Here is a 16,245-nt window from a genome sequence, read left to right as displayed (position 1 = left end):
CGGCGCTGAACAGGGTTCACTTGACGGCTCCGGCGGTCAGCCCGGAGCGCCAGAAGCGCTGCAGGCACAGGAAGGCGACGATCAGCGGCAGTACGGCGACGAGCGCGCCGACGATGACCAGCGGATACAGCTCGGGCTGCTGGTACACGTTCTTCTGCCAGGCGTACAGGCCGAGGTTGACCGGATAGAGCTCCTCGTCGTTCAGCATCATCAGGGCGCCGTAGAAGTTGTTCCAGGACGCGGTGAACGAGAACAGGAAGATCGTCATGAAGCCGGGCGCCAGCATCGGCAGCGACACGGAGGCGAACGTCCGCAGCTCCCCCGCCCCGTCGACCCGCGCGGCCTCCAGGACCTCCCCCGGCACGTACCCCTCGGAGAAGACCCGCGCCAGATACACGCCGAACGGGTTGACGAGGCTCGGGATCAGCACCGCCCAGTACGTGTTGACCAGGCCGGCCTCGGACGCGAGCAGATACAGCGGCAGTTGGACGACCGTGGCGGGCACGAGCACACCGACCAGGACGAGCCCGAACAGCGACTCCTTGCCCTTGAACTCGTACTTGTCGAAGGCGTAGCCGCAGGCCACCGAGATGAGGGTGGAGAGCAGCGAGCCGACGACGGTGTAGAGCACGCTGTTGGCGAGCCAGCGGCTGTAGATGCCGTCGTTGTACGCGAGCAGCTCGCCGAGGTTGTGCCAGAGGTTGAAGTCACCGAGGGCGAACGGGTTGGTGGCGAACAGGTCCCGGTAGGTCTTGGTGGCCGCGATGACCAGCCAGGTCAGCGGCATCAGGGTGTAGAGGGCGAAGACGATCAGGACGGCGTGGACGGCGAACTTGGACGTCAACTGCCTTGCTGGGCGCGGGTATTGGCGCCGAGAGCGCACCGGCTCCGGGGCTGTCGCCGGACGAACAGGGCGGGCGGTCTGCGTGCTCATGCGGCCGCCTTCCACCGGTTGCCGAGCTTGGTGACAACGAACGAGAGCAGGCCCGCGACCAGGGCGAGCAGCAGGGACGCGGCCGCGGCGAGCCCGTAGTCGCGGCTCTCGAAGGCCTGCGCGTAGATGTACATGGTCGGCGACCACTCGGGGCCGAGCTCGGTGGCGCGCAGTTGGATCAGCTTGGGCGCGTCGAAGAGCTGGATGGCGCCGACGCAGGTGAACAGGAGGGTGAGGACGACGGTCGAGCGGATCATCGGGACCTTGACCTGGAACGCGGTACGGAACGCTCCCGCGCCGTCGACCCTCGCGGCCTCCAGGGTCTCGCGCGGGACGGCCTGCAGCCCCGCGTAGAAAATGATCATGTTGTAGCCGATCCACTGCCAGGCCGAGACGTTGACGATGGAGTAGAGCGCCTCGTCCGCGCCGAAGAAGTTCCAGTGCACGCCGAGCCCTTGGAGCGCCTCGGTGACCGGGCTGAGGCCGGGCGTGTAGAGGTACAGCCAGATGATCGAGGCGACCAGTCCGGGCACGGCGTGCGGCAGGTAGTACGCGATCTGGAAGAACCGCTTGGCGCGGGTGAGCGCGGAGTCGACGAGCAGCGCGAGCGCCAGGGCGCCGCCGATCATCACGGGGATGTAGATCAGGCAGTAGACGCCGATGTGCCCGAAGGAGCCGAGGAACGCCGGGTCGGTGAGCGCCTCGGCGAAGTTGCCGATCCCGGCGAAGACCCGCTCCGTACCGCCGAATCCGAGGCCCGAGGACTCCTCGCGGAAGAGGCTCATCCAGGCCGCGTAGCCGAGCGGGGCCAGGGTGACCGCCGCGAACAGGACGAAGAACGGGACCATGAACAGGGCGACGGCACCGCGTTGTTGGCGTCGCCGTGAGGACGAACTGCCGCCCCTGGTACGTGACTTGACGGGTCGGGCGAGTGGGACAGCCACCCAGGGCTCCTTCGGTTCCGGCGCGGGGTGTCGTGAACGCGCGCCCACGACGGGTGTCTTGGGCGCGGGTCTACTCGGCCAGCTTCAGGCCGCGTTCGGCGATCACCTGCTCCGCCGTGCTCTGCCCGTCGCGCAGCGCCTTCGTGTGGTCGGCGCCCGTCGTCAGCTGGGCCGCGGTGACCTTGGCGTGCACGGGGCCCCAGGTCCAGCCGGGCACGATGGAGTCGGCGGCCTCGCCGGCGATGCCGTACACGTCCTGGCCGGGGAAGTACGAGCCGTCATACTCCTTCGCGGCGACCTCGCGCAGGGCCTCGTTGGCGGGCAGTGCGGTGCTCGGGGTCTTCTGCGAGGTGATCCGGGCCTTCATCGCCGCCGGGGAGGTGGCGGCCCACTCGATGAACTCGGCGGCGGCCTCGGTCTTCTCGCTGCCCTTGGGGACGATGAAGGAGGTGCCGCCGTACATGCCGGTGGCGGGTTTGCCGTCCCAGGTGGGGATGGGGGCGATGCCCCACTTGCCCTTGCTGTCGGGGTAGCCGGTCGGGAAGTTGCCCGCGCTCCAGGCGGCGCCGATGATCGTGGCGACCTTGCCGGTGGCGCGCTCCTTGGCCTCGCCCTCGCCCCACAGCGGCGTCTTCGAGGCCAGGCCGTCCTTCAGCAGGCCGTCCCAATAGGCCGCGACCTTACGGGACTTGGGGTCGTCGATGCCGACCTTCCAGGCCTCGCCCTTCGTGCCGTACCAGCGGGCACCGGCCTGCCAGGAGAGGCCGGCGAGCAGGGCCGGGTCGCCGCCGCCGAAGTTGGTGATGGTGACGTCGGGGTCCGCCTTGTGGATCTTCTCGGCGGCGGCGCGGTACTGGTCCCAGGTCTTGGGCACGTCCACGTCGTGCTTCTTGAAGATGTCCTTGCGGTAGAACAGCTCGATCGGCGTGACGTCGAAGGGCACGGCCCAGGTGCGGCCGCCGAGGTTCACCAGGGACTTGATGTTGTCCGGGAACTTCTTGTCGACGGTGTCCCCGGCGGCCTCGGTGAGATCCTCGAGGTTGCCCTCGCTCGCGTACTCGGGGAGCTGCGAGTAGTCCATCGTCGCGACGTCGGGCGCGTTGCCGCCCTTGACCGCGTTGGAGAGCTTGGTGACGCCCTCGGGCCCGGACGGGACGAGGGAGAACTTCACCTTGATGCGGTCCTGGCTCGTGTTGAACGCCTCGACCGTCTCCTTGGCGCCGTTGGTCGCCGACCAGTAGGTGAGCGTGACGGGCTCCCCGTCCGCCCCGGCCGCGCCGGAACCCTCGCCGCCTCCGCAGGCGGTGGCCAGCAGGGCGAGGGAGGCGGTGAGTGCTGTTGCTGTTGCTGTTGCTGTTGCTGTTCGGGGCGTACGTGGCATCGGCATGCACGGCTCCTACGGCGGTCGCTGCGCGGGCAGTTGGGGGCGAACGACGTCATCTTTGGCGGGTTGACGATCGCCGGTCAAGAGCGAACGAACAACTCGATCAAAACGATCGTTACTGGCTGCCGGTTCATCGTTCGACTGCGGCTCCGTCGTGGCTTGTCGCGCCCCGCGGCGAAGCCGCTCATGTCACAGCCCCGCGCCCCTATCGGGGCCCCTTAGCCCAACTCGCCGCAGGAGGCGCGGACTTTGAGCTCCGGCAGTACATCGAGGTGGCGCCGCGCGCCCGGCCTCCCGGTCAGCCGGTCGATCAGCAACTCCGCCGCCCGCGCGCCCACTTCGCGCTTGGCCGGGGCGACGGCGGTCAGTGGTACGTCGGCGAGCGGGGCGACCTCGTCGTCGTACGCGATGACCGCCAGGTCCTCCGGTACGCGCACGCCGCGTGCCTGGAGGCGGGGGATCAGGACGATCGCGTCGGCGTCGCTGTGCACGAGGGCCGCGGTGACGCCGTGCCGCTCGACCGCCTCGCAGAGGTAGTCGAGGGTGCGGTCGAAGCGTTCGGCGCGGGTGGCGGCGGGCTTGCCGTCGAGGGGGGAGACGGGGGCGGGTTCCAGGCCGAGCGCGTCGACGGCCGCCTCGTACCCGGCCTGGAGGCGGCCGCGGTGCGGGTTCTCCTGGGCGGCGATGGCGACCTTGCGGTGGCCAAGGCCGGCGAGGTGCTGGACGGCGCGGGCGGCACCGTACGCGTGGTCGGTGCGGACCCGGTCGAGGGCGGCGGCGGGGTGGCCGAGCGGTGCCCAGCGCTCCACGAGGACCGTCGGCACGTCGAGCTCGGCGACCCAGGCGCCGGTGCCGGGCTCGGGGGCGCTCCGTTCCCAACTCGGCGTCAGGAGCAGGCCGTTGGCGCCGGTGGAGAGCAGCCGCTTGACCTGGGGGCCGTCCTCGTCGGGCAGGTAGTGCGAGAGGCCGACGACCAGGCGCGCGCCGTGCGCCTCGGCGGTCTCGCGGGCGCCCTGGACGACGTCCGCGTAGTAGTAGCCGGTGGTCGGCACGACCATGCCGAGGACGAGGCCGTCGGCGTCTCGGCGCGGGGCGGGGAGGTGCTGCTCGGGTTCGTCCCGCTCGCCCGGCCAGACGACGGCGCCGTGCAGCCGGTGGACGCGGCCCTGGCCGGCCAGGGTCTCGACGTCGCGGCGCAGGGTCACGGCGGAGACGCCCAGTTCTGCGGCGAGTTCGGCGACGCGCATGCTGCCGTGCTCTCTCACCAGTGCGAGGACCCGCTCGTGACGCTGGTCGACATGCAGGCGCATGGCTCTCCCCTCCGTGCCGGTGGGTCCGGCGCGCGCCGCCAGCATAACGATCGCTTGCGATCGATTCGATCGGTCTTCTTCCCCTCCCCGCCCCTTCCCGAAAGCCTGCGGCGCTGTTCGTTCGTCTGCTGCGCCGTCGTGGCTGGTCGCGCAGTTCCCCGCGCCCCTGACGGGGCAAAGCGCGTGGCGCGTACGGCACAAACTGCCGTACGCGCCACGCCAAGGCGAAACGAATCAGTGGGCCGGAGCCTCCTCCGTACGCTTCGCCGGGGGCGAGCCCGCGATGTCCTGGCCGCCCTCCATCGGATGCGTCACATCCGCCGCATCGTTGCTCCTGCCGACATGGTTGAACACCAGGTTCAGCACCACGGCCGCCACACAGCCCGTGGAGATCCCGGAGTCCAGGATGATCATCGCGGTCTCGGGGAACGCGTGGTAGAAGGTCGGCACCGCGATCGGGATCAGGCCGACGGCGATCGAGACGGCCACGATCAGGACGTTGTTGTCCTTGTCGAGCCCGGCCTTCGCGAGGGTCTGGATACCGCTCGCCGCGACCGAGCCGAACAGCACGATGCCCGCACCGCCGAGCACCGGGCGCGGCACAACGGCGATCAGGGACGCGGCGATCGGACACAGGCCCATCAGGACCAGGAAGCCACCGCCGACAGCGACCACGAACCGGCTGCGGATCTTCGTCATCGCGACCAGGCCGACGTTCTGCGCGAACGCGCTCGCCAGGAAGCCGTTGAAGAGCGGCGACAGGGCGGAGCCGAGGGTGTCGGCGCGCAGACCGGCCGCGATGGTCTTCTCGTCCGCCGGGCGGTCGACGATCTCACCGAGGGCGAGCATGTCGGCGGTGGACTCGGTCATGGAGACCACCATGACGACGGTCATCGACACGATCGCGGCGAGGGCGAACTGCGGGGCGCCGAAGTGGAACGGCGTCGGGAAGCCGACCAGGTCCGCCTCACCGAGCGGGCTGAAGTCGGTGACGCCGAACGGGATGGCGATGAGTGTGCCCAGTACGAGACCCAGAAGTACGGCGATCTGCTTGACGAAGCCGCGCGTGAAGCGGCGGATCAGCAGCACGATGACCAGGGATATCGCGGCCAGGCCGAGGTACTTGAACGAGCCGTAGTCCTTGGCGGCCGGATCCGGCCCCTGCGCCCAGCCGAAGGCGACGGGCATCAGGGAGATACCGATCAGGGTGATCACGGTGCCGGTGACGACCGGCGGGAAGAACCGGACCAGCTTGGAGAAGAAGGGTGCCGCGAGGAAGCCGAGCAGACCGGCGACGATCACGGCGCCGAAGATGATCGGCAGCGCGTCCTTCTTGTCCGGGGTCTGGTTGACGATCGCCACCATGGGCGCGACGCCCGCGAAGGTGACACCGTTGACGAACGGCAGCCGGGCGCCGATCTTCCAGATGCCCAGGGTCTGCAGGAACGTGGCCAGACCTGCGGTGAACAGGCTGGCCCCGGTGAGGAAGGTGAGCTCCTTCGCGGAGAGCCCGACGGCGGCTCCCACGATGAGCGGCGGGGCGACCACACCCGCGTACATGGCGGCCACATGCTGAAGGCCGCTGGTCATCATCTTGAGAGGGGGCAACGTCTCGTCGACCGGGTGCTTTTCGGGCATCTGGTCGCGGACGGTGTCGTCCTCTGGCACGGCGACTGCTTTTTGAACCCTGGGCGTTGCTGCCACGGCGGTTCCTCCGGTCTGTTTACGCGTCGCCAGCGACGCGGGGTGGAGGTCGTACAGATGGTGTGCAAACGGTGGTGCTACGTGCGTTGCTGCTGAGCGGTATGCGGTTGTAGCGAGGGGTCGCGATGTGCGGTCGCTGTGCGGTCGTACGGGTCGAGTCGTACGGGGACGGGTCGTACGACCCGGACGTACAAGTCCGTTTCCTGCGTGGACGGTTTCACCGTCCCCGGTGGGCGTGGCGATGGCGCCGCGCCCACCGGTTCCGGCTGCCGTGGGCCCCGCTCGGGTCCACGGCGACCGGCCGAGGGCCGTCCCCCTCAGCCGGACTCTTTGGGTCAGCCCGAAGCCGCGATCCTCGCGAGGCGCTGGGCCTCGGCGCGGGTGTCGCGGGCGATGGACTCTTCGTCGGCCGTGAGCAGGCGGCCCGCCTCGACGATCTGCCTGCCGTTGACGAACGACGCGGTGACCGGGGCCGCCGCGCCGAAGACGATCGCGGTGACCGGGTCGGCGATGGACGCGTGGCCGATGCCGTCGACCTTCCACAGGACGAAGTCGGCCAGCTTGCCCGCTTCGAGCGAGCCGATCTGGTCCGCGCGGCCGAGGACTTGGGCACCGCCGTGGGTGCCGAGGCGCAGGGCCTGGCGGGCGTTGAGCGCGGCTTCCTTGTGGGCGCCGAGCCGGTTGATGAGGAGCGCGTTGCGCAGCTCGGTGTGCAGCTCGCCGGACTCGTTGGACGCGGTGCCGTCCACGCCGAGGCCCACGGGCACGCCGGCCTTCAGCATGTCGGGGACGCGAGCGATGCCTGCGGCGAGGCGGGCGTTGGACGACGGGCAGTGCGCGACACCGGTCTTCGTACGGGCGAAGGCGGCGATGTCGGAGTCGTTCATGTGGACGCAGTGCGCCATCCACACGTCCTCGCCGAGGAATCCGGTGGACTCGAAGTAGTCGGTCGGGCCCATGCCGAACAGCTCGTGGCAGAACTTCTCCTCCTCCACGGTCTCCGAGCCGTGGGTGTGCATGCGTACGCCGAGCCGACGGCCCAACGCGGCGCCCTCACGCAGGAGTTCGGTGGAGATGGAGAACGGGGAGCAGGGGGCGACGGCGACCTGGGTCATCGCGTCGAAGGAGGCGTCGTGGTGCTTCTTGACGGTCTCCTCGGTCGCGGCGAGCGCGCCCTCGGTGGTCTCGACGGCGAAGTCCGGGGGCAGGCCGCCGTCCTTCTCGGAGCGGTCCATGGAGCCGCGGGCGAGGGTGAAGCGCACCCCCATGTCGCGGGCGGCGCCGATGATCGCGCCGGACAGGTCGCCGGAGCCCTGCGGGTAGACGTAGTGGTGGTCCATCGCGGTGGTGACCCCGCCACGGGCCATCATCGCGAGGGAGCCCTGCGCGGCGGCGCGGACCATCGGCTCGTCGATCCGCGCCCACGTCGGGTAGAGGGCGACGAGCCAGTCGAACAGGTTGTGGTCCGTGGCCAGGCCGCGGGTGATCCACTGGTAGAAGTGGTGGTGCGTGTTGATCAGACCCGGCGTGATCAGGTGGCCGGTGGCGTCGATACGCCGGACCACGTTCTCCAAGCCCTCGGGTGCGGGTCCCGCGCCGATGGACTCGATCCTGTTGCCGGCGACGACCAGGTGGCCCGAGGCGTACTCGGAGTCCTGGCTGTCGACGGTGGCGATCGCCGCGTTCTCGATGACGATGCGCTGAGGGGCTGCCGAAGGTGCCATGGTGCGCTTCCTTCTGTGTGTGGCGGTGGTGGTGCTCCCGCCGCCCGGGGGCGGACGGCGGGGAGGGGCACGGCAGGACCCTAGGAGGATTTGAGTGCCGCGGGCGCGGGGGCGCGGCCACGGGTGCCGAGATGGTGGAAGAACAGGTTCAGCGTGACGGCGACCAGGGCACCGGCGCTGATGCCGGAGCCGAGCACGGTCTGCGCCCAGGCGGGGAAGTCGGCGTAGAACGTCGGTGCGGCGAGCGGGATGATGCCCGCGCCGAGCGAGACGGCCACCAGGATGATGTTGGAGCTGTCGTCGAGCCCGGCCTCCGAGAGCGTACGGATGCCGCTGACCGCGATCGAGCCGAACAGGACGATGCCCGCGCCGCCGAGGACCGGCATCGGCACCAGGGAGACGACCGCGCCGAGCACCGGGAACGCGCCGAGGATGATCAGCGCGCCGCCCGCGACGGCGACGACGTACCGGCTGCGCACCCGGGTCAGCGAGACGACGCCGACGTTCTGCGCGAAGGCCGAGGTGGGGAAGCCGCCGAAGACCGGGCCGAGGAGGGTGGCGATGCCGTCGGTGCGCAGGCCGCGGGTGATGGTCTTCCCGTCGGTCTTGCGCTCGCAGATCTCGCCGACGGCGATCATGCCGGCCGCGGACTCGGTCATCAGGACCAGCATCACGATGCACAGCGAGAGGATCGCCGCGGGCTGGAACGTCGGTACGCCGAAGTCGAAAGGCGTGGGCAGGGCCGCGACGGGGGCCGACGCCAGGGACGAGAAGTCCGCCATGCCGAACGGGATCGCAGCGACGGTGCCGATGAACAGACCCATGAGCAGGGCGACTTGCTTGAGGAAGCCGCGTCCGAAGCGCTGGAAGAGCAGGATCACGACAAGCGTGAACGCGGCGAGCGCGAGGTACTTCATGTCGCCGTAGTCGGCGGCTTCCTTGTCGCCGCCCTGGGCCCAGCCGACCGGTACGGGCATCAGCGTCACCCCGATGAGGGTGATGACGACGCCGGTGACGAGCGGCGGGAAGAAGCGCAGGAGCCGTCCGAAGAACGGTCCGACGACGAGGCAGAAGACACCGGCGACCATCACCGCGCCGTAGATGGCGGGGAGTTGCTCGCCGTGGGCGTTGGTCTCCGCGATGGCGAGGATCGGTGCGATGCCCGCGGAGGAGGCGGCGTTGACGAACGGCAGCCGGTTGCCGGCGAAGTTCTTGACGCCGAGGGTCTGCAGGACGGTGGTGAGTCCCGCGATGAGCAGGCCCGCGGCGATGAGCCGGGTCTGCGCGGCGGTGTCCAGGCCGACGGCCTGGCCGATGATCAGCGGAGGGGTGACGACGCCCGCGTACATGGCGGCGATGTGCTGAAGGGCGGCGGGGATGAGCCGCGTGGGGTGGAGCTTCTCATCCACCGGGTGGCAGTCGGGAGTTGCCGTGCTGCCGGTCTCCGATGGGGTGGAACACGGGCCTTCTACCGGCCCTTTTGCAGGCTGTGCCATGGCGGTGCGTTCCCTCCGGTGTGGCACGCCCCCGTCCGCTGCGGACGGACGGGGGCGCGCACGTCCCGCGTCAGAGGTTGGTCATGTCGACCGGGATCTGGGGCTCTACGCCGTCCCGCAGGATCGTGGCCTCGATGAGGCCGTAGGGACGGTCGGCCGCGTAGTAGACCTCGTTGTCGTTCTTCAGGCCGAACGGCTCCAGGTCCACCAGGAAGTGGTGCTTGTTCGGGAGCGAGAAACGGACCTCGTCGATCTCCGAACGGCTGTTGATGATGCGCGAACCCATCTGGTACAGGGTCTGCTGCAGCGACAGCGAGTAGGTCTCCGCGAAGGCCTGCAGCATGTGCTTCTTGACCTGGTCGTACGACTTCTCCCAGTTGGGCATGCGCTGCTCGTCGTCGGTCCAGTTGAACCGCCAGCGGCCCGACACCTGGGTGGCCAGGATGCGGTCGTACGCCTCCTGGAGGGTCGTGTACTTGTCCTTGATGTAGCCCCAGAACTCCGAGTTGGTGGAGTTCATGACGATGAGGTCCTTGAGGCCGGAGATGACCTGCCAGTTCTCACCGTCGTAGGTGATCTCGCTGACCCGGGTCTCCTGGCCCTTGCGGACGAAGGAGTGCTTGACCTCGTCGGAGCCGATGAACTTCGAGTTGGCCTCGGAGGTCTCGATGCGCTCCCAGGCGTACTCCTCGATCCGGATGCGCGCCTGCTTGATCGGCTCCTGCGACGTCACGAAGTGCCGGGCGAGGTGGATGCCGAACTGCTCGGCGGACTCGATGCCGTACTCCTTGGCGAACGCGTACACCGTGTTCTTGGTGGTGTCGGTCGGGAGGCAGTTGGCGTTCGAGCCGGAGAGGTGCACGTCCTCCAGGTCGCCGGAGAGGGCGACCGAGACGTTCAGGTCCTTGATGTGGTGGGTGTCGCCGTCCCGCGTGATCTTGACGACGCGGTTCTCTGCTTTGCCGTACTGGTTCTGGCCGAGAATCGTGGGCATGTCTGCTAGCTCCCTCGGTAAACGGAGTAGCCGAACGGGTTGAGCAGCAGCGGTACGTGGTAGTGCTCGCCCGGCTTGACGGCGAATGTGATCGCCACCTCCGGGAAGAACGCACCGCTGTCCCGATTCGCGGGGGCGTCCTGCTGCGCCTCGGCTTGCTGGTTGTGCTTGGTCAGGAAGTACGCCTCGGTCTCGAAGTCGAGTCGTACGTGGGTGGTGCCTTCCGGCAGGGCCGGCAGGTCCTTGCAGCGCCCGTCGGCATCGGTCTTGGAGCCGCCGAGCGCGACGAACTCAGCCGTGCCGCCGCTGCGGGCGGAGAGCTGGATCGCGACGCCCTCTGCGGGGCGGCCCTTGCTGGTGTCCAGGATGTGCGTGGACACCGATGCCGTGGTGGCGGTGCTCATGCCTTGCTTCCTTCCTCTGCTGCTTCCTCGACGAGTCGGGTGAGCCGAATGCGGTTGATCTTGCCCAGTTCGGTGCGGACGATCTCGCGCTCCTGCTCGGGCCCGTTCTCGATCCGGGTCCTGATCTGGTCGAGCATGAACTCGGCCGTGGCGCCGGTGGCGCAGATGAGGAAGACGTGTCCGAACTTCTCCTGGTAGGCCAGGTTCAGTTCGAGCAGTTCGGCCTTGAGCTCCTCGGAGGCCCCGGCCATGCCCCGCTGTTCGCGGGCCGAGGTCGGGTCACCCGGCTTCGGGCGGCCGATCGGCGGGTGCCCCGCCATGGCCTCCTCCATATCCGCGGGGGTCAGCTCGCCCATGGCGGCGTCGCTCGCGGCGAAGAGAAGGTCGGCCGATGCGTACGGGCGCTGGGCGAGGATCTTGCTGCCCCAGGCCGGACTGCTGCACACCTCGTGGAGTTCTGCGGTGGCCGCAGCCTCCTCGAGAGCGTTGAACCGGGAGAGTCCCGGTGTGGTGCTCGAAGTCACGGGATTGCCTTCCGTGGCTGTGCTGGACGGGCTGCGAATAGCTAAGACCCTGAACAACACCGCGTCAACACTTTGTTGAAATATCTTGAACAAAGAAGCCGCCGCCCGGCCTCCGGGCGACGGCTTCTCCACTCCGCGTGACGGGACACCTCGGACACAAGGGGCGCCCGAGGCGTTGCACTAGTTGGTTTTCGCGGCGTTTTCCCTGTTCAGGTAGTTGTAGACGGTGAACCGGGAAACCCCGAGCGCCCCGGCCACGGTCTCCACCCCGTGCCGTACGGAGAAGGCGCCGCGCCCTTCCAGTATCCGTACGACCTCCTGCTTGGCCTTGCGGTCGAGCTCGGCGAGCGGCTGTCCGTAGCGGCGCTCCAGGGCGGCCAGGATGTGGTCGAGGGAGTCGGCGAGCTGGGGCAGCCGTACGGCGAGGACCTCCTCGCCCTCCCAGCTGAGGACGACGTCGTCGCCCTCGGCCTCGTCGGGTCTGAGCAGTTCGCCGCCCATGGCGTCGACCAGCGGCTTGACCGCGGTGACGAAGGGGTGGTCACGGGGCTCGGTCACCGCTCGCCCTCCCCGACCACGTTGATCTGCAGCGAGACGCGGGTGGCACCGGCGGCCAGGGACTTGCGCAGCAGCGCGTCCACCGCGGTCAGGACCTCGTCGGCGCCGCCCTCCGCGGTGTTGCCGAAGGGGCCTACGTCGACGGCGTCGAGCTCGGCCGCCTGGATGACGTCCCGGGCCACCACCGCATGGGCAGGCGCCTCGTCGAGGTCGAAGGGCTCGGTCGTGAACTCCACTCTCAATCGCACCCGGTCAACCTACTGCGCGGCCCGCGATTTCCGGCAGTCCCCCTCCCCAACGCGGATACCGGGCGGTAATGTCGCGTACCCGCCGAGCGGCGACGAGCCGAAACTGCTGGTGAGCACGGAGGAGCCTGTGGCGACGGAGATGCACCCTGGGCAGCCGGACGGGCGCTCCGAGCGGTGGCTGCGCGCGTGGAGTCACCGCGAGCAGCTGCTCAGGGTGGCCCGTCGCCGTTCCATGAGCGCCGAGGACGCCGAGGACGCCGTGCACGAGGCGATGGTCCGCGCGATGGAGCATCCGCACCTGGACGACGAACGCCTGGGCGCCTGGCTGACGACGGTGACGATCCGGCTGTGCGTGGACCGCCACCGGCAGGTCGGCCGCGAGGCGGACATCCGCGTGAGCCCCCGGCTGGCCACGCCGCTCCCGGCGCCCGTGGACGAGTCGGTGTGCGACCGGGCCGAGGCGCGCTGGCTGGCCGCGCGCAGCGGGGAGCTGCCTGCGCGGCAGGCCGAGGCGATCTGGCTGAAGTCGGAGGATCTGGACGTCGCGCAGGTCGCCACGAAGATGGGCCTGAGCTACCGGACCGTCGAGTCGCTCCTGGCCAGAGCCCGCCGTACGCTCCGCAGCGCGCTCGCCGCCACGCTCGGCCTGCTGCTCTGGCTGCTCGGCCGGGGCCGCCCGGCCACGGGCGGGAAGGTGCAGGCCGCGGCGGTCGCCGCGACGGCGGTGACGCTGGCCGTGGCCGGGTTCGTGCTGCCGCATGTGGACAGCGGGCCGCGGCCCGCCTCCCCGCGGCCGGGCGGGACGGCGGACTCCGGTTCGCTCGCGGGCGGGGGCGGCTCGGAACGTGACCGCTCCGCGGGGTCGGGGGCGCGGCCGTCCCCGTCGCCCGGGGGCACTCGGCCGACGGCGGGCCGCGGCCCGCTCCCGCTCGTGTCGGCGCTGCCGGGGGTGGGGCTTCCCGAGGTGTCGCTGGCGGAGCTGGACCGGCTGCCCGAGCGTGAGCTGCCGACCCTCCCGGTCGACCCGCCCCAGCTCCCCGTCCCGACGCCGTCCCTGACGACCCCTGAGCTCCACTCCCCCAGCGGTCCGGCGCCGGTGCCCTCCCCGGATGCTCCTGGCGTTGAACTCGACGTGCCGGATGTCGAGTTGGGGCGGCCGCGGCCGTAGGGGCGTTTCTTTCCCCGCCCCGCCCCTTCCCGAAAGTCCTGCCGGACGGGCCTCCTCAAACGCCGGAGGGGCTGAATTTGCAGCCCCTCCGGCGTTTGAGGAGCGGGGTCCGGGGCGGAGCCCCCGCAGCCGACGGCAGTCTTTCGGGAAGGGGCGGGGAGGGGATCAAAAGGAAGCCCGTCCGGCGTTTGAGGACGAGCCCGCAGGGCGATGCGACGGCAACCGAGTCCACCCCGGAAAAAACTTCCGGATCCCCGCGACGGACGTCGCCCCCCTCCCCGTAGAGCAGATGAAAGCCCCGCTCACGGCTGGAGGGTGAACCGGATGGGTGTCGAGATCTGCGTGGAAGGGCTGACCAAGTCCTTCGGCGAGCAGGTCATCTGGCAGGACGTCTCCCTGACCCTGCCCGCCGGCGAGGTGTCCGTGCTGCTCGGCCCCTCGGGCACCGGCAAGTCCGTCTTCCTGAAGTCCCTGGTGGGGCTGCTCAAGCCGGAGCACGGGTCGATCAAGATCGCGGGGACGGACATCACGCGGCTGCGCGAGCACGACCTGTACGAGGTGCGGAAGCTGTTCGGCGTGCTCTTCCAGGACGGCGCCCTGTTCGGCTCGATGAACCTGTACGACAACATCGCCTTCCCGTTGCGCGAGCACACGCGTAAGACGGAGAGCGAGATCAAGCGGATCGTGCTCGAGAAGATGGAGATGGTGGGCCTCATCGGGGCCGAGGACAAGCTGCCCGGGGAGATATCCGGTGGCATGCGCAAACGGGCCGGACTCGCGCGGGCACTGGTGCTCGACCCGGAGATCATCCTCTTCGACGAGCCGGACTCGGGCCTCGACCCGGTGCGGGTGGCGTACCTCAACCAACTGATCGTCGACCTCAACGCGCAGATCGACGCGACCTTCCTGATCGTCACGCACGACATCGCCTCGGCCCGCCAGGTCCCGGACAACATCGGGCTGTTGTTCCGCCGCGAGCTGGTCATGTTCGGGCCCCGCGAGAAGTTGCTGACCAGCAGGGAGCCCGTCGTACGGCAGTTTCTGAACGGGCGGATGCAGGGGCCGATCGGGATGGCCGAGGAGAAGGACGCGGCCACGATGGCGCGGGAGGCCGTGCACTTCGGCGACAAGGGGGCCAAGGACGACGCGCCGAGCCGGCTCTCCATGACGCCTCGGCTGCTTCCCGGCCCCGGCATCACCCGGCCGCCCCGCTGGCAGGCGATCGCGGAGAAGGAAGCCGAGCGGGAGGTGAGCCGGTCATGAAGCCCGTCAACGCCCTACGGCACTCCGGCAGCCTCTTCGCGATGAGCCTGGACGTGCTGCGCACGCTGCCCCGACGCCCGTTCCAGGTACGGGAGTTCATCCAGCAGGCCTGGTTCATCGCGAGCGTCACGATCCTGCCGACCGCACTCGTCTCCATCCCGTTCGGCGCGGTGATCGCCCTCCAGATCGGCGGTCTGACCCGGCAGCTGGGCGCGCAGTCGTTCTCGGGTGCGGCGTCCGTGCTCGCGGTCCTGCGGGAGGCCTCGCCGATCGTGACGGCGCTGCTCATCGCGGGCGCGGGCGGTACGGCGATCTGCGCGGACCTCGGGGCGCGCAAGATCCGCGACGAGATCGACGCCATGCAGGTGCTCGGCATCGACCCGGTCCATCGTCTGGTCGTGCCCCGGGTGCTCGCGTCGATGGTGGTGGCGGTGCTGCTCAACGGCCTGGTGTCGGTGGTCGGTGTGGCGGGCGGCTACTTCTTCAACGTGGTGCTGCAGAACGGCACTCCGGGCGCCTATCTGGCCTCGTTCACCACGCTCGCCCAGCTGTCGGACCTGTGGGCGGCCGAGTTGAAGGCGCTGGTGTTCGGGGCGATCGCCGCGCTCGTCGCCTCGTACAAGGGGCTGACCGCGAAGGGCGGGCCCAAGGGGGTCGGGGACGCGGTGAACCAGTCCGTGGTCATCACCTTCATGTTGCTGTTCGTGACGAACTTCGTGATGACGGCCGTGTACTTCCAACTCGTCCCGCAGAGGGGGTAGCGGTCGATGCGTCGTCTCCTGGACCGCCCGTTGCGCTCCCTGGAGGAGCTGGGCACTCAACTCGCCTTCTACGGACGCTCGTTGGCCTGGACCGGGCGCACCCTGCGCCGCTACCGCAAGGAGATCCTGCGGCTGCTCGCCGAGGTGAGCTTCGGCCGCGGCGCGCTCGCCGTGATCGGCGGCACCGTCGGTGTGATCGCGTTCCTGTCGTTCTTCACCGGCACCGAGGTCGGGCTCCAGGGCTACGCGGCGCTCAACCAGCTCGGCACGTCCAACTTCGTGGCGTTTCTGTCCGCGTACTTCAACACCCGCGAGATCGCGCCCCTGGTGGCGGGGCTCGCGCTGTCCGCGACGGTGGGCGCCGGGTTCACCGCGCAGCTCGGCGCGATGCGGATCAGCGAGGAGACCGACGCCCTTGAAGTGATGGGCGTGCCCTCGCTGCCGTTCCTGGTGACGACCCGGATGATCGCCGGGTTCGTGGCGGTGATCCCGCTGTACGTGATCGGGCTGCTGTCCTCGTACTTCGCCGCCCGCACCATCACCACCGGCTACTACGGCCAGTCGGCGGGCACGTACGACCACTACTTCCAGCAGTATCTGCCGCCCGTCGACGTGCTCTGGTCCTTCGGCAAGGTGATCGTCTTCGCCGTCGTGATCATCCTCGTGCACTGCTACTACGGCTACTACGCGAGCGGCGGCCCGGCCGGTGTGGGTGTCGCGGTGGGCCGGGCGGTGCGCACCTCCATCGTCGCGATCAACGTCCTGGACTTCTTCCTCAGCCTCGCGATCTGGGGCGCCGTCACGACCGTACGGATAGCGGGGTAGCCGC

16 protein-coding genes are annotated in these 16,245 nt (G+C 69.6%); 4 read left to right on the top strand and 12 right to left on the bottom strand.

The genetic code is table 11. The annotated features are described in order from the left end of the window. Positions 1–16: 16 nt before the first annotated feature. From RCO28_RS23750 to RCO28_RS23695, 12 genes are all read right to left on the bottom strand, one after another. Entirely contained in the window at positions 17–934 is a 918-nt protein-coding gene (locus tag RCO28_RS23750) for a carbohydrate ABC transporter permease (protein WP_308943259.1), read from the bottom strand. Beyond that, positions 931–1,782, bottom strand: a complete 852-nt coding sequence (locus tag RCO28_RS23745) for a sugar ABC transporter permease (RefSeq protein ID WP_308943441.1) — start codon at positions 1,780–1,782, stop codon at positions 931–933. Before RCO28_RS23745 ends, RCO28_RS23750 begins: the two co-directional genes overlap by 4 nt. Positions 1,783–1,948: 166 nt before the next feature. Further along, the gene (locus RCO28_RS23740; protein WP_308943440.1) at positions 1,949–3,259 is read right to left on the bottom strand and encodes a sugar ABC transporter substrate-binding protein; all 1,311 of its coding nucleotides are present in this window, start codon (positions 3,257–3,259) and stop codon (positions 1,949–1,951) included. A 221-nt stretch (positions 3,260–3,480) separates the two neighbouring features. Continuing rightward, a complete protein-coding gene (locus RCO28_RS23735) occupies positions 3,481–4,572 on the bottom strand; it encodes a substrate-binding domain-containing protein (protein WP_308943258.1) in 1,092 nt (363 codons plus the stop codon). Between the two features lie 234 nt (positions 4,573–4,806). Continuing rightward, positions 4,807–6,276 (bottom strand): nucleobase:cation symporter-2 family protein, encoded by a 1,470-nt coding sequence (locus tag RCO28_RS23730; RefSeq protein WP_374991229.1) that lies wholly within the window; start codon positions 6,274–6,276, stop codon positions 4,807–4,809. 335 nt (positions 6,277–6,611) lie between these two features. Further along, positions 6,612–8,000: an 8-oxoguanine deaminase gene (locus RCO28_RS23725; protein ID WP_308943257.1), complete on the bottom strand. Its 1,389-nt coding sequence runs from the start codon at positions 7,998–8,000 to the stop codon at positions 6,612–6,614. Between the two features lie 80 nt (positions 8,001–8,080). Next, positions 8,081–9,496 carry a nucleobase:cation symporter-2 family protein gene (locus tag RCO28_RS23720; protein ID WP_308943255.1) on the bottom strand — a complete coding sequence of 472 codons (1,416 nt, stop codon included), beginning with the start codon at positions 9,494–9,496 and terminating at the stop codon, positions 8,081–8,083. Between the two features lie 70 nt (positions 9,497–9,566). Continuing rightward, the gene (gene pucL / locus RCO28_RS23715; protein WP_282533436.1) at positions 9,567–10,490 is read right to left on the bottom strand and encodes a factor-independent urate hydroxylase; all 924 of its coding nucleotides are present in this window, start codon (positions 10,488–10,490) and stop codon (positions 9,567–9,569) included. A gap of 5 nt (positions 10,491–10,495) precedes the next feature. Next, positions 10,496–10,894 (bottom strand): hydroxyisourate hydrolase, encoded by a 399-nt coding sequence (uraH, locus tag RCO28_RS23710; RefSeq protein ID WP_308943254.1) that lies wholly within the window; start codon positions 10,892–10,894, stop codon positions 10,496–10,498. Next, positions 10,891–11,418, bottom strand: coding sequence for a 2-oxo-4-hydroxy-4-carboxy-5-ureidoimidazoline decarboxylase (gene uraD, locus RCO28_RS23705; RefSeq protein ID WP_308943253.1), 528 nt, complete (start codon positions 11,416–11,418; stop codon positions 10,891–10,893). The genes uraH and uraD overlap by 4 nt, the downstream gene beginning before the upstream one ends. Positions 11,419–11,598: 180 nt before the next feature. After that, entirely contained in the window at positions 11,599–11,976 is a 378-nt protein-coding gene (locus tag RCO28_RS23700) for a helix-turn-helix domain-containing protein (protein WP_308943252.1), read from the bottom strand. Then, positions 11,973–12,224: a thiamine-binding protein gene (locus tag RCO28_RS23695; RefSeq protein WP_308943251.1), complete on the bottom strand. Its 252-nt coding sequence runs from the start codon at positions 12,222–12,224 to the stop codon at positions 11,973–11,975. The genes RCO28_RS23700 and RCO28_RS23695 overlap by 4 nt, the downstream gene beginning before the upstream one ends. A gap of 127 nt (positions 12,225–12,351) precedes the next feature. Here RCO28_RS23695 and RCO28_RS23690 point away from each other — a divergent pair, with 127 nt between their 5' ends. The 4 genes from RCO28_RS23690 to RCO28_RS23675 all read left to right on the top strand — a co-directional run bounded on the left by RCO28_RS23690 (position 12,352) and on the right by RCO28_RS23675 (position 16,241). Further along, entirely contained in the window at positions 12,352–13,392 is a 1,041-nt protein-coding gene (locus RCO28_RS23690; RefSeq protein WP_308943250.1) for a sigma-70 family RNA polymerase sigma factor, read from the top strand. Positions 13,393–13,716: 324 nt separating this feature from the next. Then, on the top strand, positions 13,717–14,655 hold the full coding sequence (locus tag RCO28_RS23685; RefSeq protein ID WP_308943248.1) for an ABC transporter ATP-binding protein: 939 nt from the start codon (positions 13,717–13,719) through the stop codon (positions 14,653–14,655). Beyond that, positions 14,652–15,416, top strand: coding sequence for an ABC transporter permease (locus tag RCO28_RS23680; RefSeq protein WP_308943247.1), 765 nt, complete (start codon positions 14,652–14,654; stop codon positions 15,414–15,416). Before RCO28_RS23685 ends, RCO28_RS23680 begins: the two co-directional genes overlap by 4 nt. Positions 15,417–15,422: 6 nt before the next feature. After that, positions 15,423–16,241, top strand: coding sequence for an ABC transporter permease (locus RCO28_RS23675; RefSeq protein ID WP_308943245.1), 819 nt, complete (start codon positions 15,423–15,425; stop codon positions 16,239–16,241). Positions 16,242–16,245: the final 4 nt, after the last annotated feature.

It is taken from the genome of Streptomyces sp. LHD-70 (assembly GCF_031157275.1).
Lineage (GTDB): Bacteria > Actinomycetota > Actinomycetes > Streptomycetales > Streptomycetaceae > Streptomyces.
This window is presented reverse-complemented; position numbering and strand designations above follow the sequence as displayed.

Coding starts and splice junctions, on each gene's coding strand:
- RCO28_RS23735 (WP_308943258.1), bottom strand. CDS start 4,572: ATGCGCCTGCATGTCGACCAGCGTCACGAGCGGGTCCTCGCACTGGTG.
- RCO28_RS23725 (WP_308943257.1), bottom strand. CDS start 8,000: ATGGCACCTTCGGCAGCCCCTCAGCGCATCGTCATCGAGAACGCGGCG.
- pucL (WP_282533436.1), bottom strand. CDS start 10,490: ATGCCCACGATTCTCGGCCAGAACCAGTACGGCAAAGCAGAGAACCGC.
- RCO28_RS23750 (WP_308943259.1), bottom strand. CDS start 934: ATGAGCACGCAGACCGCCCGCCCTGTTCGTCCGGCGACAGCCCCGGAG.
- RCO28_RS23745 (WP_308943441.1), bottom strand. CDS start 1,782: ATGGTCCCGTTCTTCGTCCTGTTCGCGGCGGTCACCCTGGCCCCGCTC.
- RCO28_RS23680 (WP_308943247.1), top strand. CDS start 14,652: ATGAAGCCCGTCAACGCCCTACGGCACTCCGGCAGCCTCTTCGCGATG.
- RCO28_RS23740 (WP_308943440.1), bottom strand. CDS start 3,259: ATGCCACGTACGCCCCGAACAGCAACAGCAACAGCAACAGCAACAGCA.
- RCO28_RS23720 (WP_308943255.1), bottom strand. CDS start 9,496: ATGGCACAGCCTGCAAAAGGGCCGGTAGAAGGCCCGTGTTCCACCCCA.
- uraH (WP_308943254.1), bottom strand. CDS start 10,894: ATGAGCACCGCCACCACGGCATCGGTGTCCACGCACATCCTGGACACC.
- RCO28_RS23685 (WP_308943248.1), top strand. CDS start 13,717: ATGGGTGTCGAGATCTGCGTGGAAGGGCTGACCAAGTCCTTCGGCGAG.
- RCO28_RS23675 (WP_308943245.1), top strand. CDS start 15,423: ATGCGTCGTCTCCTGGACCGCCCGTTGCGCTCCCTGGAGGAGCTGGGC.